This window comes from Nocardia sp. NPDC004123 (assembly GCF_053603795.1).
In genome coordinates, this window is sequence record NZ_JBSGGG010000036.1 from 19,484 (window position 1) to 36,674 (window position 17,191).

At 68.6% G+C, this 17,191-nt stretch carries 8 protein-coding genes (1 of these 8 only partly in view); 4 read left to right on the forward strand and 4 right to left on the reverse strand.

Going from position 1 to position 17,191, the window contains the following annotated elements; genetic code table 11:
* The 4 genes from ACWEQQ_RS39225 to ACWEQQ_RS39240 form a co-directional block, all read left to right on the forward strand.
* Positions 1-3,595, forward strand: the final stretch of a protein-coding gene (locus ACWEQQ_RS39225; protein WP_452351745.1) for an amino acid adenylation domain-containing protein. Its footprint begins 6,848 nt before the window's first position; the window shows 3,595 of its 10,443 coding nt (coding positions 6,849-10,443); the start codon falls outside the window, past its left edge; the stop codon is at positions 3,593-3,595.
* Positions 3,592-11,121, forward strand: a complete 7,530-nt coding sequence (locus ACWEQQ_RS39230) for an amino acid adenylation domain-containing protein (RefSeq protein WP_452351746.1) — start codon at positions 3,592-3,594, stop codon at positions 11,119-11,121. Before ACWEQQ_RS39225 ends, ACWEQQ_RS39230 begins: the two co-directional genes overlap by 4 nt.
* A gap of 382 nt (positions 11,122-11,503) precedes the next feature.
* Positions 11,504-12,757, forward strand: a complete 1,254-nt coding sequence (locus ACWEQQ_RS39235) for a saccharopine dehydrogenase family protein (RefSeq protein WP_452340297.1) — start codon at positions 11,504-11,506, stop codon at positions 12,755-12,757.
* 50 nt (positions 12,758-12,807) lie between these two features.
* A complete protein-coding gene (locus ACWEQQ_RS39240; protein ID WP_452351747.1) occupies positions 12,808-13,518 on the forward strand; it encodes a transporter in 711 nt (236 codons plus the stop codon).
* A 194-nt stretch (positions 13,519-13,712) separates the two neighbouring features.
* Here ACWEQQ_RS39240 and ACWEQQ_RS39245 read toward each other — a convergent pair whose 3' ends face one another.
* From ACWEQQ_RS39245 to ACWEQQ_RS39260, 4 genes are all read right to left on the reverse strand, one after another.
* The gene (locus ACWEQQ_RS39245; protein ID WP_452340295.1) at positions 13,713-14,315 is read right to left on the reverse strand and encodes a TetR/AcrR family transcriptional regulator; all 603 of its coding nucleotides are present in this window, start codon (positions 14,313-14,315) and stop codon (positions 13,713-13,715) included.
* Complete coding sequence (locus ACWEQQ_RS39250; RefSeq protein WP_452351748.1) at positions 14,312-15,292, reverse strand: NADP-dependent oxidoreductase; 981 nt, start codon at positions 15,290-15,292, stop codon at positions 14,312-14,314. Before ACWEQQ_RS39250 ends, ACWEQQ_RS39245 begins: the two co-directional genes overlap by 4 nt.
* A complete protein-coding gene (locus ACWEQQ_RS39255) occupies positions 15,289-15,426 on the reverse strand; it encodes a hypothetical protein (protein ID WP_452340293.1) in 138 nt (45 codons plus the stop codon). Before ACWEQQ_RS39255 ends, ACWEQQ_RS39250 begins: the two co-directional genes overlap by 4 nt.
* Positions 15,427-15,651: 225 nt before the next feature.
* Positions 15,652-17,160 (reverse strand): carboxylesterase/lipase family protein, encoded by a 1,509-nt coding sequence (locus tag ACWEQQ_RS39260; protein WP_452351749.1) that lies wholly within the window; start codon positions 17,158-17,160, stop codon positions 15,652-15,654.
* Positions 17,161-17,191 lie beyond the last annotated feature (31 nt).

The window sequence follows — 17,191 nt, forward strand, 5'->3', positions numbered from 1 at the left end:
CAGCGTCGTCGGTCGTGGTCTACCGGGAGTGACTGTGCGCGTGCTGGATTCGCGCCTGCGGCCGGCGCCGGTCGGCGCGCGCGGCGAGATCTATCTCGCGGGAGCCCAGCTCGCCCGTGGCTATCACGCCCGCCCCGCGACCTCCGCGGAGCGCTATGTGGCCGATCCGTTCGGTGCGCCCGGTGCCCGCATGTATCGCACCGGTGATCTGGCGCGCTGGAACGGCGGCGGGCAGCTCGAATATCTCGGCCGCGGTGACCAGCAGGTGAAGATTCGCGGCTACCGCATCGAACCGGGGGAGATCGAGGCCGCGCTGCTCGAGCACGAGTCGGTGGCTCGGGCGGTCGTCGTGGCCCGGGCCGGGGATTCCGGATCGGCACGCCTGATCGCCTATGTGGTTCCCGCCGTCGAGACCGCACCCGCGGTCGAATCGTTGGAAACGCATATCGCACACCGTGTTCCCGTCTACATGCGCCCGGCTGCCATCGTGCTGGTCGATACGCTGCCGTTGACCGGCAACGGCAAGCTGGACGTGGCCGCGCTGCCCGATCCCGTTCTGGTGCCGCGCTCGGATCGAGCGCCGCGGACCCCCGCCGAACAGGTGGTGGCCGAGCTCTTCACCGAGGTGCTCGGTGTCGGCCGGCCGGGCGTGGACGACTCGTTCTTCGCGCTCGGCGGGGACAGCATCATCTCCATTCAGCTGGCCTCACGGGCGCGGGCTCGCGGCCTGCACTTCACGCCGCGCGAGGTGTTCGAGCGCCGGACGGTGGCCGGGATCGCCGCTGTCGCAAGGACACCGGAGGCGGATGCCGACGCACCTCGGATGCTGCCGGAATTGCCCGGTGGCGGGGTCGGCGACATGCCACTGACGCCCGTGGTCCGGTGGCTGGCCGAACGTGGCGGCGGTTTCGGCCGGGTCAATCAGACCCTCACCATCGAACTGCCCGCTCGCACCGGGCACGATCACTTGATCCGGGCCGTCTCGGCGCTGATCGACCGGCACGATATGTTGCGCAGCAGGTTGTTCCGCGACGACTCCGGCGAATGGCGATTCGAGACCATGTCGACGGATGCGCTCGATGCGTCGGAGCTGGTGCACCGCGGCACCTTCGAGGATGCCGCGGACACCGATACCCTGCGCGAGCTCGTCACCGCGGAACTCGACGCCGCGTTGGATCGCCTCGATCCCGCCGCCGGGGTGATGGTGCAGTTCGTCCGGCTCGATGCCGCGCGGGGGAGTGTGCCAGGCCGATTGATCATCTCCGTGCACCATCTCGCCGTGGACGGCGTGTCCTGGCGCATCCTGCTGCCCGACCTGTTCGCAGCCCTCGCGAGTGCCGCGAGTGGCGTGGTGCCGCAGCTGGATCCGGTGGGAACCTCCATGCGCCGCTGGGCGCACGGTCTGGTCGACGCGGCGAACGCGCCGCAGCGGGCCGCCGAGCTCGAATTCTGGCGGCGGGTGTGCGCGACACCGGATCCCCTGCTGGGCTACCGGCCGCTGGATCCCGCCGTCGATAACGCCTCCGGGCTCCGGACGGTCGAGGTCGCCGTGGACGAAACGGTCACCGAGGCGCTCGTGCGGACTGTTCCCGCACGCTTCCACATGGGTGTCGACGAGGTCCTGATCGCCGCGCTGGCCGTGGCGCTCGCGGTCTGGCGTGCCCGGTGGGGCACGCACGCTCCGGTTTCCCTGCTGCGGCTGGAAGGCCACGGGCGAGAGGAACAGATCGCGCCGGGCGCGGACCTGACCCGGACCGTGGGATGGTTCACCTCGCTGTACCCGGTTCGGCTCGATCTTCGTGAGATCGGTATCGAGGCGGCGTTGGCCGGGACCGAGGCGATCGGTGCCGTGCTCAAGACCATCAAGGAACAGCTGCGTGCCATCCCCGACCACGGAATCGGCTACGGATTGCTTCGCTACCTGAATCCCGAGGCCGCCCAACAGCTCCCGGCGGCCATGCCCGGACAGGTCGGCTTCAACTACCTGGGCCGCGTCGACGACCTGGGTGCGGGAGTGCTCGCGACACCGGCTGCCGACCCGGATCCGGACCTGCCCGCGGCTGTCGCCGTCGACGTGAACGCGATCGTGACGGGCACCGAGTTGCGCGCCGGATTCACCTATCCCACCACGCTTCTCGACGACGCGGCGGTCTCGCACCTGGCGCAGCTGTGGGTGACCGCGCTCGGAGCCATCGCCGGCCACGCCCGGGACGAACGCGCGGGCGGGCACACGCCGTCGGACTTCCCGCTGGTGCAGGTGAGCCGCGAGGACATCACCGGCTGGGAGCAGGACTACGGCCCGCTCACCGACGTGTGGCCGCTCGCGCCTTTGCAGTCGGGGCTGTTCGTCCACGCCGTCATAGCCACGGCGGCCGCCGCCGACGTCGCCGATGTCTACAACGTGCAGACGGTGTTGCGGCCCGGTGGCGCGATCGACCGCGACAGGCTGCGACAGGCCGGGCAGCGCATCCTGCAGCGCTATGCGAACCTGCGTGCGGCCTTCGTCTTCGACGCTTCGGGCACGCCCCTCCAGGTGGTGCCCGAAACGGTCGAACTGCCCTGGCGCGAAGTGGATCTGGCCACCGCGGACGATCTCGTGGAGCTGGCCGCACAGGAGCGTGCACGTCGATTCGATCCGGCCCGTCCGCCGCTGCTGCGCTTCACGCTCGCGCGTGTCGCGGGGGCCGAGACGGTGCTGATCGTGACCTATCACCACATCCTGTTCGACGGCTGGTCGCTACCGCTGGTGCTGCGCGATCTGCTCGCGCTCTACACCGGTGGGGAGCCGCTGCCCGCACCGGCAGGATCCTTCCGCGACTACCTCGCCTGGAACCACGACCGGGACCCGGCCGCATCCACCCGGGCCTGGCGGCGAGTCCTGGACGGCGTGAGCGCACTGACCCTGGTCGCCCCGCCCGCCCGCACTCGCGAAAGCACGGTCACGACAGGGGAATACCGCTGGTCCCTCGATGCGGAGACCACCGGCGAACTCGGTGGGACCGCCGCCGAACTCGGCGTCACTGTCAACACCGTGGTGCAGGTGGTCTGGGCAATCCTGCTGGGACGCAGGCTCGGACGCGGTGACGTGGTCTTCGGAGTGACCGTCTCCGGCCGCCCGGCCGCGCTGCCCGGCGTGGAATCCATTGTCGGACTGTGCATCAACACCGTGCCGGTACGCGTGCAATTCGGTCCGAACACGCCCGTGGCGGATCTGCTGCACGCGGTGCAGGCCGAACAGGCCGAAATGATCGAACACCACCAACTCGGGCTGAGCGAGATCCACGCTGCCGCCGGTCTGCGCGACATGCTGTTCGACACGGTGGTCGTCTTCGAGTCCTATCCGGTGGATGCCGAGCGACTCGACGCCGCGCTCGCCGGGCTGGACGGTGTGACCGGCGCGCGCCTCGAACTCACCGACGGCACCCACTATCCGCTGTCGGTCACCGTCGATCCGGGACCCGAACTGAGAGTCCGAATCGGTTATCTCCACAGTGTTTTCGACGAATCACAGGTGGCCGAGATCGGATCCGTCATGCGAGACCTGCTGACCGCCATCGCCCGAAATCCCCACGCGACCATCGAGGAGCTAGCATGACCCGGCGCCTACCGCTGACGCGCGCGCAACAACACGTCTGGGTCGCACAGCAACTCGACGACACCGGGCAGCGTCTGATCGTCGGCGGCTACGTGCAGATTCACGGCGCGCTCGACGAGCAGGTGTTCGAAAGGGCACTGCGCCTCGTCATCGCCGGGGCGGAGTCACTGCGCGTGCGCTTCGACACCGAGGCCGACGGATCGGTCGTGCAGGTGGTGGAAGAAGTATCGGACTGGCCGTTGTACCGCAACAGCTTCCGCGCCGCCGCGGACGCGCACGGCGAGGCGCTGCGGTTCATGGAGACGGCCCTTGCACGGCCGTTAGACCTGGGGCGCGCGCCGCTGTTCGAACACCATCTGCTCGATGCCGGCGAGGCGGGCACGCTGTGGTTCATTCGCTCGCATCACGTGGTGCTCGACGGGGCGTCCTCGGCCGCCTTCATCCGGCGTGTCGCCGACACCTACACCGCGCTGCTCGACGGGCGTCCGGTCGCCGAATCGGTGTTCGACCGGGTGGCGGATCTGGTCGCCGAGGACGAGCGGTTCCGGACTTCCACGCGGTTCGCGGCCGACCGCGAATTCTGGGCGCAGCGGCTCGCCATCGGCGGGTCCTACGAGCCACCGCAGTTCGCCGCCGCGCCGGCGGCCGCGGACGGCAATCGGTACCTGCGGCAGGCCGGAGTGCTCGCCGAGGCCGAGTGGAAGACACTGCGCGCCCGGGCGGATGCCACCGGGACCCCGTGGCCGGTGTGGATGCTCGCCGCCATCGCGCTGCTGCTGCACGCGGATTCGGGCACACGCACGGTCACTGTCGGTCTGGCCGTGCCCGCCAAGCGCTCCCGGCACGCACTCGGCATGACGGCGAACATCCTGCCGCTGCGGATCACGATCGATCCGGCCGCCACCCTCGGCGAGCTCCTCGCCGCCGTGCGCGCCGAATCCCTGATCATCCTGCGCCACCAGCGTTTCCAGTACGGCGATATGCTCGCCGACCTGGGCGGGAGCGGGCTCGAGGGCGGCATCCTCGGGCCCACCGTCAATGTGATGCCCATGCAGCAGGATCTGCGCTTCGGATCCGAATCCGCCTCCCTGCGGCATTTGGCGGCCGGACGCTCCGACAATCTGAACATCAGCGTCTACGACAACGGCGACCCGGCGCTGTCGGTGGTGCTGGAATCGACGGCGCTGCGGTACTCCGAGCACGACCTCGCCGCGCACCACCACCGGCTCACCGAGACCGTCGCCGCCCTGGCCGTGGCCCCGGAGGACCTCCCGCTCGGCATGCTGCGGCCCACACTCGATCCGGCCGGGCCCGCGGACACCGACGAGGTAGCCGAAACACTCGTCGATCGATTCGACCGCATGGTGGCCGCGAACGGTGGGGCCGTCGCCGTGGTGCACGGCGACGAGCAGCTCACCTATGCCGAACTCGACGAGCGGGCTCGCAGACTGTCCCGGATCATTGCCGGATACGGGGTCGGCCCGGGGGAATTCGTCGGCCTCGCACTACCGCGCTCCATGGACCTCATCGTCGCCATCATCGCGGTGCTGCGCGCGGGTGCGGCCTATGTTCCGCTCGATCCGAGCTATCCGCGGGGGCGGCTGCGTGCGGTCCTCGACGATGCCGCACCGGCGCTCGTACTCACGGGTGCTGGAGTCGAACTCCCGGAGGGGATCTCGGCCGCGCCCGTCCTGCGCCTCGGGGACCCGGTGCAGGTCGTTCCGAGCGAGCGCGCTGTGCTGCGGTCGCCGCACTTGCCTGCCTACGTGATTCACACCTCCGGAACGACCGGCCGCCCGAAGGGCGTGGTCGTCACACACGCGAATGTGGTCCGGCTGCTCACCGCGACCCGGCCGTGGTTCGAGTTCGGGCCCGATGATGTCTGGACCCTTTTCCACTCCGCCGCATTCGACTTCTCGGTGTGGGAGATCTGGGGAGCGCTGGGCCACGGCGGCAAGCTGGTCATCGTCGACGCCGAGACGGCACGATCGCCGCGCGAATTTCTCGAACTGCTGGTGACGCAACGAGTCACGGTGCTCAATCAGACGCCTTCCGCCTTCGGGATGCTGGTCGACGCCGAGGCGAGCCGGCCGGCCGAAAGGGACCGGCTCGCACTGCGTTACGTGCTGTTCGGCGGTGAGCCGGTGGAGCCGTGGCGGCTGGCCGAGTGGTGGTCGCGGCATGAACCGCGGGCGCCGCGGCTGGTCAATATGTACGGCATTACCGAGACGACGGTGTTCACCACCGGAACGCCGCTGACCGGTGTCGCGTCGGCCGGCGAAATCGGCACGGCTATACCGGATCTGGCCGTGTACATCCTCGACGCCGCGCTGCGGCCCGCCGCGCCCGGGGTGCCGGGTGAGCTCTACGTCGCCGGTCCCGGCGTCACCGCGGGATATCTGCGCCAGCCGGGCCGCACCGCCGTGCGCTTCACCGCCGATCCCTTCGGCGGGCCCGGCGCCGTCATGTATCGCAGCGGCGATGTGGCGCGGTGGACCGAGAGCGGGACACTCGAATACCTCGGGCGAGCCGACCGGCAGGTGAAGATCCGTGGCTTCCGCATCGAACCGGGCGAGATCGAGGCCGCCCTGTGCGCACTCCCGGCGGTGCGTGCGGCGGTGGTGCTGATCGTGGAACACCGGCCGGGTGACCGGCGGCTGGCCGCCTATGTCGCCGGCCCGGGTATCGACATCGGCGCGGTGCGCAGCGCGATCGCGGAACGGCTTCCCGCACATGCTGTTCCGTCCATCATCGTGGCGGTCGACGCCATCCCGACGACCTCCAACGGCAAGATCGACGAACGCGCTCTGCGCGCGCTCACCGTTGATGGCACGGCGCCCGCCGACGGTGTTTCGCCGCGTGGCGATGCCGAGGCCCGGCTGCGCACCGTGTTCGAGGAAGTGCTCGGGCACAAGGGTTTCGGCGTCGAAGACGGTTTCTTCGCCATCGGCGGGGACAGCATCCTCGCCATCCGGCTGTCGGACCGGGCCCGGGCCGCCGGGCTCGCGATCACACCGCGGGATGTGTTCGAGCACCAGAGTATTCGTGCGCTGGCGCGCACGGTCGGGACGCCTTCGCCGGTACCCGCCCGAGCGGCGGTGAGCCCGCTCGCCATGCGCGACGGCCGTACCCTCCTGCCCGCGACTCCCTTGCAGGCCGGGCTGTTGTTCCACTCGCTGTACCAGGGCGGGGAAGGCGAGGACCCCTATCTCATACAGGTTGTGCTGACGGTGGACGGCCCGATCGACGCGGAGCGGCTGAGCGCTGCCCTGCGCGCGGTGCTCGATCGACATCCGCACCTGCTGGGCCGGTTCGTCGTGGATGGCGACACACCGGAATACGAGATTCGCGCTGACATCGAGTTGCCCTGGCGGGTAGTGGATCTCGGCGATCCGACTTCGGACGAGCGTGACGAGGCGGTGGAGCGGGTGCGCGCCGAGGACGCGCACACGGAGCCGCTGGTGGGTCCGTTGCTCACGGTCACTCTCGTTCGCACCGGGCCGAACTCCGCGACCCTGCTGGTGACGCACCACCATGCGCTGCTCGACGGCTGGTCGCTGGGCATCCTGCTCCGTGAACTGCTGCTGGGCTACCGCGGCCTCGAATTGCCCGCTGCCACACCGTTCACCGCATTCCTCGAACGGTCCGCGGCGCAGGACCGCGACGGCGCGCGCCGAGCCTGGGCCCAGGCCCTCGCCGGAGCCGAACCGTGCAAGGTCGCGCATGCCGACCGGCGGCGGTGGCGGCGGCCCGACGAGCGCAGCTTCATCCTGCCCGCCGCCACGGTCACCGCGCTGCGCGAACAGGCCGCGGCGCACGGGCTCACGCTCAACTCGATGATCCAGGCGCTGTGGGCGCTGGTGATGTCGAATCTCACCGGAAGCGACGACGTCGTCTTCGGCATCACCGTCTCCGGCCGCGATGGTGGTGATCTGGACGGTGCCGTCGGGCTGCTCATGAATACCGTGCCGCTGCGGGTGCGCTCGCGCATGCCGGAGACGCCGATCGAACTCGCGGTCCGGATTCAGCGCGATCGCGTGGCGTTGATGGAGCACGACCATCTCGGGCTGCCCGACATCCTGGCGGCGGTGAGTGCGAGCGACCTGTTCGACACCTCGCTCGTCTTCGAGAACTTCCCCATCGATACCGCTCTGCTCGACGATCCGGACGCGGACTTGCGGGTGACCTCCGTGAATGTTGTCGGCGGAACACATTTCCCGCTGACCGTCATCGTGGAGCCCGCTGCGGGCGCGCTGACCTTCCGAATCGCGGTGCAGCTCGAACAGGTCGATGCCCTCACCGAGGTCGATGAGCTGTGGTCGCGCATCCTGGTCGCCGCGGCGGCGCTCACCGCACCGCGGCAGTCCCCGGTCGGGCAGCTCGACCTGCTGCCGCCCGCGCGCCGGGCCGAACTGCTCGCCGCCGGACGCGGCACCGCGGCCGAAATCGGCAATGGCGGGCTCGCAGAGTGTTTCGAGTCGACCGTACGGGTGCACGCACACGATGTCGCGCTCTGGTGCGACGGTGCGGAGCTCACCTACGCCGAGTTGAACGCGCGCGCCAATCAGGTCGCCCGCTGGCTGCGCACCCGCGGTGCGGGACCGGGCGTGCCGATCGGCATCGCAGTGCCGCGCTCGGTCGATCTCGTGGTCGTTTTTCTCGCCATCGCCAAGTTGGGCGCGGTCTGCGTACCGCTGAGCGACCGCTACCCGCCCGCGCACGTGCGGCGGCTGCTGGCGTTCACCGGTGCCGAACTGGTGATACATGAACTCGACAGTGCGGCAACCGAGTTCGACGTCAGCGATCTCGGCGTCACCGTACTGCCCGATGCCGTGGCCACGCTCATGTTCACCTCCGGATCGACCGGGGCGTCCAAGGGCGTGGAGGTCACCCACCGCAATATCGTGGCGCGCGCCCGCGACCGGATCGGCCGGGACGACGGGCACCAGCGAATGCTGATGCATCTGCCCTACACCTGGGACATGGTGGTGTGGGAGCTGTGGCTGCCGCTGCTCAACGGCCACGCCGTGGTGCTCGCACGATCCGGCGTCCTCGATGTGCACGACTACACCGAGGTACTGCGCGCGGGCCGGGTCACCTCGATCATGCTGCCGCCGGGCCTGTTTCACCTACTCGCGGAGCAGATTCCGAATGAGCTCGCCGAACTGCGGATGATCGCGTCCGCCGGGGATGTGCTGCCGCCGCGGGCCGCCGCGACGGTACGGCGGGGTGAGCACCCGCCCGTGGTGAGAAATCTGTACGGGCCGGTCGAGGCGACCAGCTTCGCGCTCCACTTCGCGCTCCCGGCCGACATGTCTCCGGACAGTCCGGTCCCGATCGGACATCCGGCCGGCAATACCCGGGTCGTGGTACTGGACTCGGGCCTGCGACCGGTACCCGCCGGGGTGACCGGGGAGATCTACCTGTCCGGTGCGGGACTCGCCAACGGCTACCACCGGGACCCGGTCCGCACCGCGGAACGCTTCGTCGCCGACCCGTTCGGCCCGGCCGGTGCGCGCATGTACCGCACCGGTGATCTCGGGCGCTGGGGCGCCCACGGCCGGCTGCACTTCCTCGGCCGTGCCGATCGGCAGTTGAAGATCAACGGTTTTCGCGTCGAACCCGGAGAGGTCGAGGCGGCCATCCGGCGTGAACCCGGCATCACCGCGGCGATCGTCACGGCGCGCCGGGCCGCGAGCGGACAGTCGCTCATCGCGCACGTCGTCGGGGACAGCACCGTCGACACCGCCGCGCTGCGGACCCGGCTGGCAGCGTCCCTGCCGTCGTACCTGGTTCCGTCGGCCATCGTGGCCATGGACGAATTGCCATTGACTCCCATCGGCAAGCTCGATGTCGGCGCATTGCCGATGCCCGTCGCCGGTGATCACGTTCCGGTTCGCACGCAACGGCAGCAGGTCATCGCGACGGCGTTCGTGCGGGCGCTGGGTGTGGCGGAAGTCGGTGTCACCGATGACTTCTTCGCGCTCGGCGGCAACTCGCTGTCCGCGATCCGCGTCGTCGCAGGCTTGCGGTCCGCGCTCGGAGTCGCGGTATCGCTGCGCGATCTGTTCGAATCGCCGACCATCGCCGCCCTCGAGCAGACCCTGGATCGGCGCGAATCCCGGGATCTCCCGCAGCACATCGCCGCCGGGCGCCGCACGGACCCGATCCCGCTCGCGCCCGCCCAGCAGCGGCTGTGGACCGTGAACTATCTCAGCGGCAACCGCCCCGACTATCTGATCGCCACCGGACTCGAGCTGCACGGGCCGCTCGATGTGAGGGCGGTGGACGCGGCGGTGAACGATGTGGTCGAGCGGCACGAGATCCTGCGAACCGTCCTGCCGTATGCCCTGGACGGTCCCATTCAGCGCATCCTGCCCATGGAGTCCGCGCGGCCGGATTTCCGCGTCGTGGACGTCTGTGACAGCGAAACCATCGATAGGACAATCGATTCCGAGCTGCAACGCGGCTTCGACCTCACCACGGAACCACCTCTGCGCATCCGTCTCTTCCGCTCGAGCCCGGAGCATCACGTCCTGCTCGGCGTGCTGCACCACGCCGCCGGCGACGGCGAATCCCTGGCCGTGCTCCAGCGGGACCTGCTCACCGCCTACCGTGCGCGCGCTACCGGGCAAGCACCCCATTGGCACACTCCGGCAACACAGTTCGCGGACTACACCCTGTGGCTGAGGCAATCGCTCGACGCTGCCGGCGCGCACGGAGGCCTGCTGACCCGGCAGGCGCGCTACTGGCGCACCACACTCGACGGTCTGCCACCACATCCGGTGTTGCCCACCGACCGTCCGCGCGCCGAACGTCGGGAGAACATCGCGGCAGCCGTCCCCGTCCACATCGACGCCGCCACCCACCGCGCCCTCGCCCGCACCGCCCGCACCCACCGCGCGAGCACCTACATGCTCGTCCACACCGCCCTCGCGCTCGCCCTGTACGACCGGGGCGCGGGCCCCGACCTGCCCATCGGCGTCGCCCTGAGCGCCCGCGACGCCGAGGGCCTGCAGGACCTGGTCGGCTGCGTCGTCGACACCGCGATCGTCCGCGTCGACCTCTCCGGCGACCCGCCCCACTCCGACCTCGTCCAACAGGTCCGCGAACGCGTCCTCGCCGCCTACGACCACAAGGAGTTCCCGTTCGACAATCTCGTCGAACTCCTCAACCCACCCCGCTCTCGAACCCACCACCCGCTCTTCCAGGTCATGGTCACCTACCTTCGCGGAACCGAAATCGCCACAGCCGGAGCCGAACTGACCATCCGCCACCGCCCGGTCCCGGTCCGCCACACCCCCTGGGAACTTCTACTCAACCTGCGTGAGGAGTACACCCCCGACGGCGACCACGCCGGGATCCACGGCGAAATGATCTACGCCGCCGAACTGTTCGACCACGCCACCGTCGAATCCATTGTCACCGCCATGGCCTCCGCCCTGGAGACGCTGTGTACCGAACCGGCGCCCACCGCTCACCCGCACCACCGGGCAGACCACGGGGATCAGGTCCTACCCCAGTAGGCGGCCGATCCGGAGTCGGTGATCCGCGAGTCGCGGCGAGCGCACCCCAGGTGAGGAGCCAGGCGGGATCTCCTACGGCTCGCCGTACGGGGCGTCGTCGGCGCCGAGGCGATGAACCGCCACGGCGTGCCGTCGGAGGTGGACGCCCGGCGTGCTCAACCGCTGGTTCCCGGACGTGGCCTGGCAGGACAACGTCGTGTCGCGGCGGTTCGTCGAGCCCCGACGGCCCGTTACATTTTCGATAAGGCTGTAACAATTTCGGCGAACGGCTAGCGCCGAGTGCGCCTCCGCACTAGCTTCTACTCATCAAACTCGAACTCGAATCGATTACGAGTAATGTCACCTGGACCGCACGCGGCCCTCGATCCACAGGAGCATGACCATGGGCACCAAGCGAATAGTCTTCATCGGGGCCGCGGGCGAGATGTGTCGGCTTGCCATTGAACGGTTCGCCGTCGCTGGTGGGGACTGGGAGCTGGCCCTGTACGACATCCGTCCCGAGCTGCTCGATCAGCTGCTGCAGCGGCTGCCGTCCGGCCTGGCGACCGCCGCACAGCTCGACCTGTACGACCGCGAAGGGCTTCGCACGGCCATCGAGGGGGCCGCGCTGGTGGTGCTCGGCGCCGGTCCGTACAACCGCACCGCCGGTCCCGTGATGGAGGCGTGCCTGGAGGCCAGGGTGCCCTATCTCGATTTCGACGACGATATCGAGAGCACCCTGCACGCGCTGTCCATGCACGACGACGCCCGGGCGGCCGGAGTCCCGATGTACATCGGCTGCGGTGCGTCGCCCGGCTTCACCAACGTGCTGGTAGCCGACGCGGCCGGCGAGCTGGACCGGGTCGACAACATCGACGTGTACTGGGTCGTCGGCGATGAGCGCGGAGCCGTCGGCCGCGCGGTTCTCGACCACATGCTGCGGGTTGCCGCGGGTCCCTGCGTGACCTGGGAGAACGGCGGACCGGTGTTCCACCAGTCCTGGGTGGAGACCCGCTGGACGGAGCTGGGTGCCGGACTGGGGCTGACCATGGTGCACGAGACCGCTCACCCGGAGCCGGTGACCTTGCCGCGAAAGTACCCGGATGCCAAGAACATTCGCTGCTTCGGCGGGCTCGATCCGGCCCCCTACAACGGCATGGTCCGCGGCGTCGGCCTGGCGGTCCAGAAGGGCGACATGCCGATGAACAAGGCCATCGACTTCTTGGAAGCCGTGATGACGAACAAGTTCGGCAGCGTGAAGGGCTGGCGCAAGGTCCTGTCCGGATTGCGGAACCTCGTGCGTACCGGTGAGGCGACCCGCACCGAGCTGGTCAAGTTCCTTGCCCTGGCGGCGGTGGGCCATACCTTCCCCCACAAAACCGCCCTGAAGGTCGAGGTGACCGGCCTCCGAAATGGCGTGCCCACGGTGGTCAGCCGCCGTACTCCGGTGAGTGGACCTGGCACCTATCTGTTCACCAATATGGCCGCGGCGACGGGAACGGCCTGCGCCGCGTTCATGGTGGTGGCACTCGACGAAGAGCCCGGAACCCACGCAGGGGTATTCACGCCTGAAGAGTGGGCCGAGCCGGAGCGGTTCTACAAGGCCCTCGAACGTGTCGGCACCCCGCGCGAGGAGATCTTCGAAGTCGCGCACTAGGTGTCGGTTCCTCGACACGTCAAATATCGAGCCTCGAAACAAGGTTGGTCATGGATCTCAAAACCGCACTGTACGCACTCGCCGATCTCCTCATGATCGCCGCCGGGTTCACCACCGGCTGGAAGTTCATCCGGGACTACAGAAACTACTTACTCGGCCTCGAATGGATCATCGTCGCGACCTCGGGAACCAACTTCCTCATCTACGGGCTGGTCGGCGCGAACGAAACCAGTCCGATGTATCACCTCGCCTTCTTCTTCGATGCGTTCTCCCGGTCGGTCGGAATCACCGTGATTCTCGTCCTGGGTCTGATGCAGGTCACCCACGGGTTCAAGCCTTCGCTTGCCGGCGATATCGGCGTGTTCGGGCTGGCCATCGTGGGTGGACTGGTCATGTCCTTCTTCGCCGATGAACTCGGGCTGGCCGGGGCGATCTTCTATGTCGTGATGAACGCCCTGACCACCTTGTTCCTGCTCTATTTCGCGTGGCGGCTGTGGAACATCGGTGAGCGCGGTCACGCGATTGCGGTAGCGGCCGTCTCCGCTGCGGCAGCCGCGATAGCCGGGATGTACAACTTCTACCGCATACCCGGCGACGACGAGCACCACACGATCTTCTACATCCTGGCCCTCACCACCTGGGCCTCCCAAATGGTCGTGTACTACTTCGGCTATCGCGCGCTGCAAAAAAGCAATGACCGAATTGCAACTGGTCGAGCACCAGGGTCCTCGGTCGCGAGTTCGGCGGCAGTGTTCGACTGAGTTGATGCCGTCGCCGAAGCCACCTGGTTGAAGGACCTCGAACGTGAAAACTCCACCCTGAAAAGGCTTCTCGCCGAAGCTGAGCTGGAGAAGGCAGCCCTGAAGGAGATCGCCAAGGGAAAAGGTCGGTCCATCGCAGGTTTGTGATGGACCGACCTCCTTCCTGCCCGCATTCTGGCGAGGCTCGGGGGTGTTCAGTTCCCGACGGAACGCGCCTGGCGCCCGTCCATCAGGTCCTCGGCCAATGCCGTGAGGCGGACGGCGGGTCCACCGGTCGGGTAGATTCCGCCGACCGCGAAGGCACCGACGATGGCGAGGTGGAGCTGATCGGCGAGCCGATCGCCGTCCGGGACGCCGAGGCGTGCCGTCAGCGCGCGGAGCCGTCGCGCGAGTTCGTGTTCGTGCTCGGCGCACCGCTGCCGGATCTGCTCCGATTGCGCATTGCTGAATTCCGCGGCTGTGTTGACGAAAGCGCAGCCGCGGTAGCCCTCTCGCGTCGCGACGTCCTGAATCCAGGAGAGCTGGGCGTCGAGTTCGGCCCGTGCGTCGGCGTGACGCGACGCGGTCTGGTCCCAGTGGGCCCAGAACCGGTCGTCGCGCCGCTGCAGCACCGCGAGCACGAGGTCGTCCTTGGTGGGGAACCAGCGATACAGGCTCGCCTTCGCCATCCCCGCCCGTCGCACCACCTCATCGACACCGATGGCACGTACACCGTGGTCGTAGAAGAGGTCGGTCGCGATGCCGACGAGCTTGTCGCGCACCGCGATTCCGCGTAGCTGCTTGGGCTTTTCGGTCACACCGGATCCGTCGAGCTCACCGTGATCGCGGCCTTGCCGAAGCCACGCCGGTCCTTGACCCACTGCTGGGCATCGGCCGCCTGGGCGAGATCGAACTCGGCACCGACGACGACCCGCACCGCGCCCGAATCGACCAACTCCGCGATGGCCGTGAGGGCGGTGGGATCGGGTTCCACCAGGCACGAGGCCACATGGATACCTCGCTCCGCCGCAGCGGCCTGGTATCCCTTGACCGACCATGCGGTCGCCAAGGCGATCACGCCTCCGGGCGTCACGCGGTCGAACAGCGAAGCGCCGAAATCGAATCCGACCAGATCGATCGCCGCGTCGACCTTCCCGATCGCCGTGACAGCGTCCGGGTCGGTGTAGTCCACGCAGGTGTGCGCGCCCAATTCGTACAGTGCGGCATGGTGATCGGGACGCACCAGGGCAGTGACCGTGGCGCCGCGCGCGACCGCCAACTGCACCGCGAGGTGACCCACGCCGCCGGAGGCGCCACTGATCAGAACGTGCTGACCGGCGCGTGCCCCGACCGCGTCGAGCATCTGCCAGGCCGTCAGCGCGGCCATCGGCAAGCACGCCGCCTCCGCGAAGGAAGCCGACTTCGGCATCGGCACAAGGTGATACGCCGGCACCGTCATGTATTCGGCATACGTGCCCGCGGGATAGGGGAACCAGGCCAGACCGTAGAGGCGGTCGCCCACGGCATAGCGCGTCACTCCGTAGCCCACCGCATCCACCACACCAGCGACGTCCCACCCGGGGATGCAGGGCAGCCGCATGGACTGCTCGTAGCCGGAATTGTTGCCGGTGTGCATGTCGATCGGGTTCACGCTGGTAGCCCGCACCGCGATACGGACCTCACCCGCGGCGGGCTCCGGCCGTTCGACGTCGGCGATCTCCAGTGGTGATCCCCAGTTCTCGTGCCGAGCCGCGCGCATGGTGGTGGTGCTCGGCCGGCGAACGCCGACGATCATGACGCCCGCACCAGGGCGCTCGCGTCGACGCCGTACACGGCCATCGCGGCCGCCACGTCCTGTCGGTTTTTCGCCTCTGCCAATCGTTCGACGATCTGGACGGCTTCCCGCACGTCCAGTACCTGCGCAACCATGTTCGACTCGCCTCCATCGGGCCAAAATCGAGACTGACCTGTCTCGATTTCAAGATAGTGGTGGGGCCGCATCCGCGTCAAGCCGGGCGTACGTCGACCGGTCGTGGACTGCGCATGGCCAACGCGCCCGGATTCGTTGGTTCCCAACGCCTCTCGCCGGCTCGAGCGGGCACGCACGATAAAGGCCGCAGGTTCCTGACCTACGGCCTTTGCCATTTCATGCCGCTAGACCGGCGAGCTGGAGGTGAGCTTCGCTCGGCGCAGGGCGCGTAGTTCGTCCGCGCGGGGGTCGGCCACCTCATGGGATTCCGGGGCGTCGAAGACGCGAACGGTGCGGGTGGTGGTGTCGAAGCGGGACCAGCCCGGGTCGCCGTGGGTGGCGAAGCGCACCCAGGCGCGATGCACCTCGTCGGCCAGGGGCTGCGGTGGGTTCGAGCCGGTCAGGGTGTGGGCGGCGGCGAGTTGGTCGAAGACGAAAGGGACCTCGATGACGTGGCAGGCGCCCAGGTCGGCAATGGCTGAGCGCCAGGCGAATTCGTAGACGTGGGCCGGGTTGCCCGCTGCGGCGGTGGCTTCCGCGATGCGCATGGCGTCATCGCGGAAGACGAGGTCGGTGAGGACGGCGGCGAACACGTCCGCGGGTGTGGCGTTCGGCCGGTTGGCGGCGTAGCGCTCGGCGACCGATGGATCCAGACCGTAGCGCGCGAGGAAATGCGGCAGTGTCTGGTCGGTGATTCCGGCGGCGAGACCGGAGGGGAAGGTGAAGAATCGGAATTCCTCGGCGGTCCATCCGGTGAGCAGAGGCACGGTCAGATCCGGTTGAGCGGCAAGGATATCCGCCGGACGGTCCGGAATCACATCGCCGTCGATCATCGGGAAGAAGCTCATGATGCCGAGGCCGTTGGCGACGATCGACGCACCCCAGCGGTCCGGATCCGGGTCGGTCATCAGCGCCAGGGCGAGCGCATCCTGGGCGCTGCGCAGCTCCTGCGGCCCGAGCCGGCCGAAGGCGGACGCGGCGGGTTCGATGCCGAGCAGATCGGCCAGCTGCCGCGCCACCTTGCCCGCGTCCTCCGCGGTGGCGACCGCGGAACCATTGGCGCTCTGTGCGATCGCGCGCCGGAACAGCCCGCGCGCCCGCGGTGACGCGAGCAGCGCCACCACGCTCATCCCGCCCGCGGATTCGCCGAAGACCGTCACATTGCCGGGATCGCCGCCGAAGGCCGCGATGTTCTCGCGCACCCACTCCAATGCGAAGATCTGGTCGAGCAGACCACGATTCGACGCGGATCCGGGAATCGCGGCGAACCCCGAGATGCCGAGCCGATAGTTGATCGACACCACCACGACGCCGTCGCGCGCGAAGGCGGTGCCGTCGTAGATGCGCCGGGCGTTCGACCCACGGACGAACGCCCCGCCGTGAATCCACACCAGCACCGGCAGACCGGACCCCGTGTGATCGGGCGTCCACACATTGACGTTCAGATACTCGTCGCCGGGGATCCCGTCGCTGCCGATGAGGGCGTGAATCGGTGCCGGATACGGGGATTGCACACAGGTGGGTCCGAATTCGAGGGCTTCGCGCACCCCCGACCAGGCTTCGGCCGGTCGCGGGGCTTCGAACCGGGCCGGCCCGATCGGCGCCGCCGCGTAAGGGATGCCGAGGAAACGGGTGACGCCGCCCTCGCGCGTGCCCAGAACCTTGCCGCCGGTGACGGACACGATCTCTGCCATCTTGAACTCCTTCGCCGACATCAACTATCGC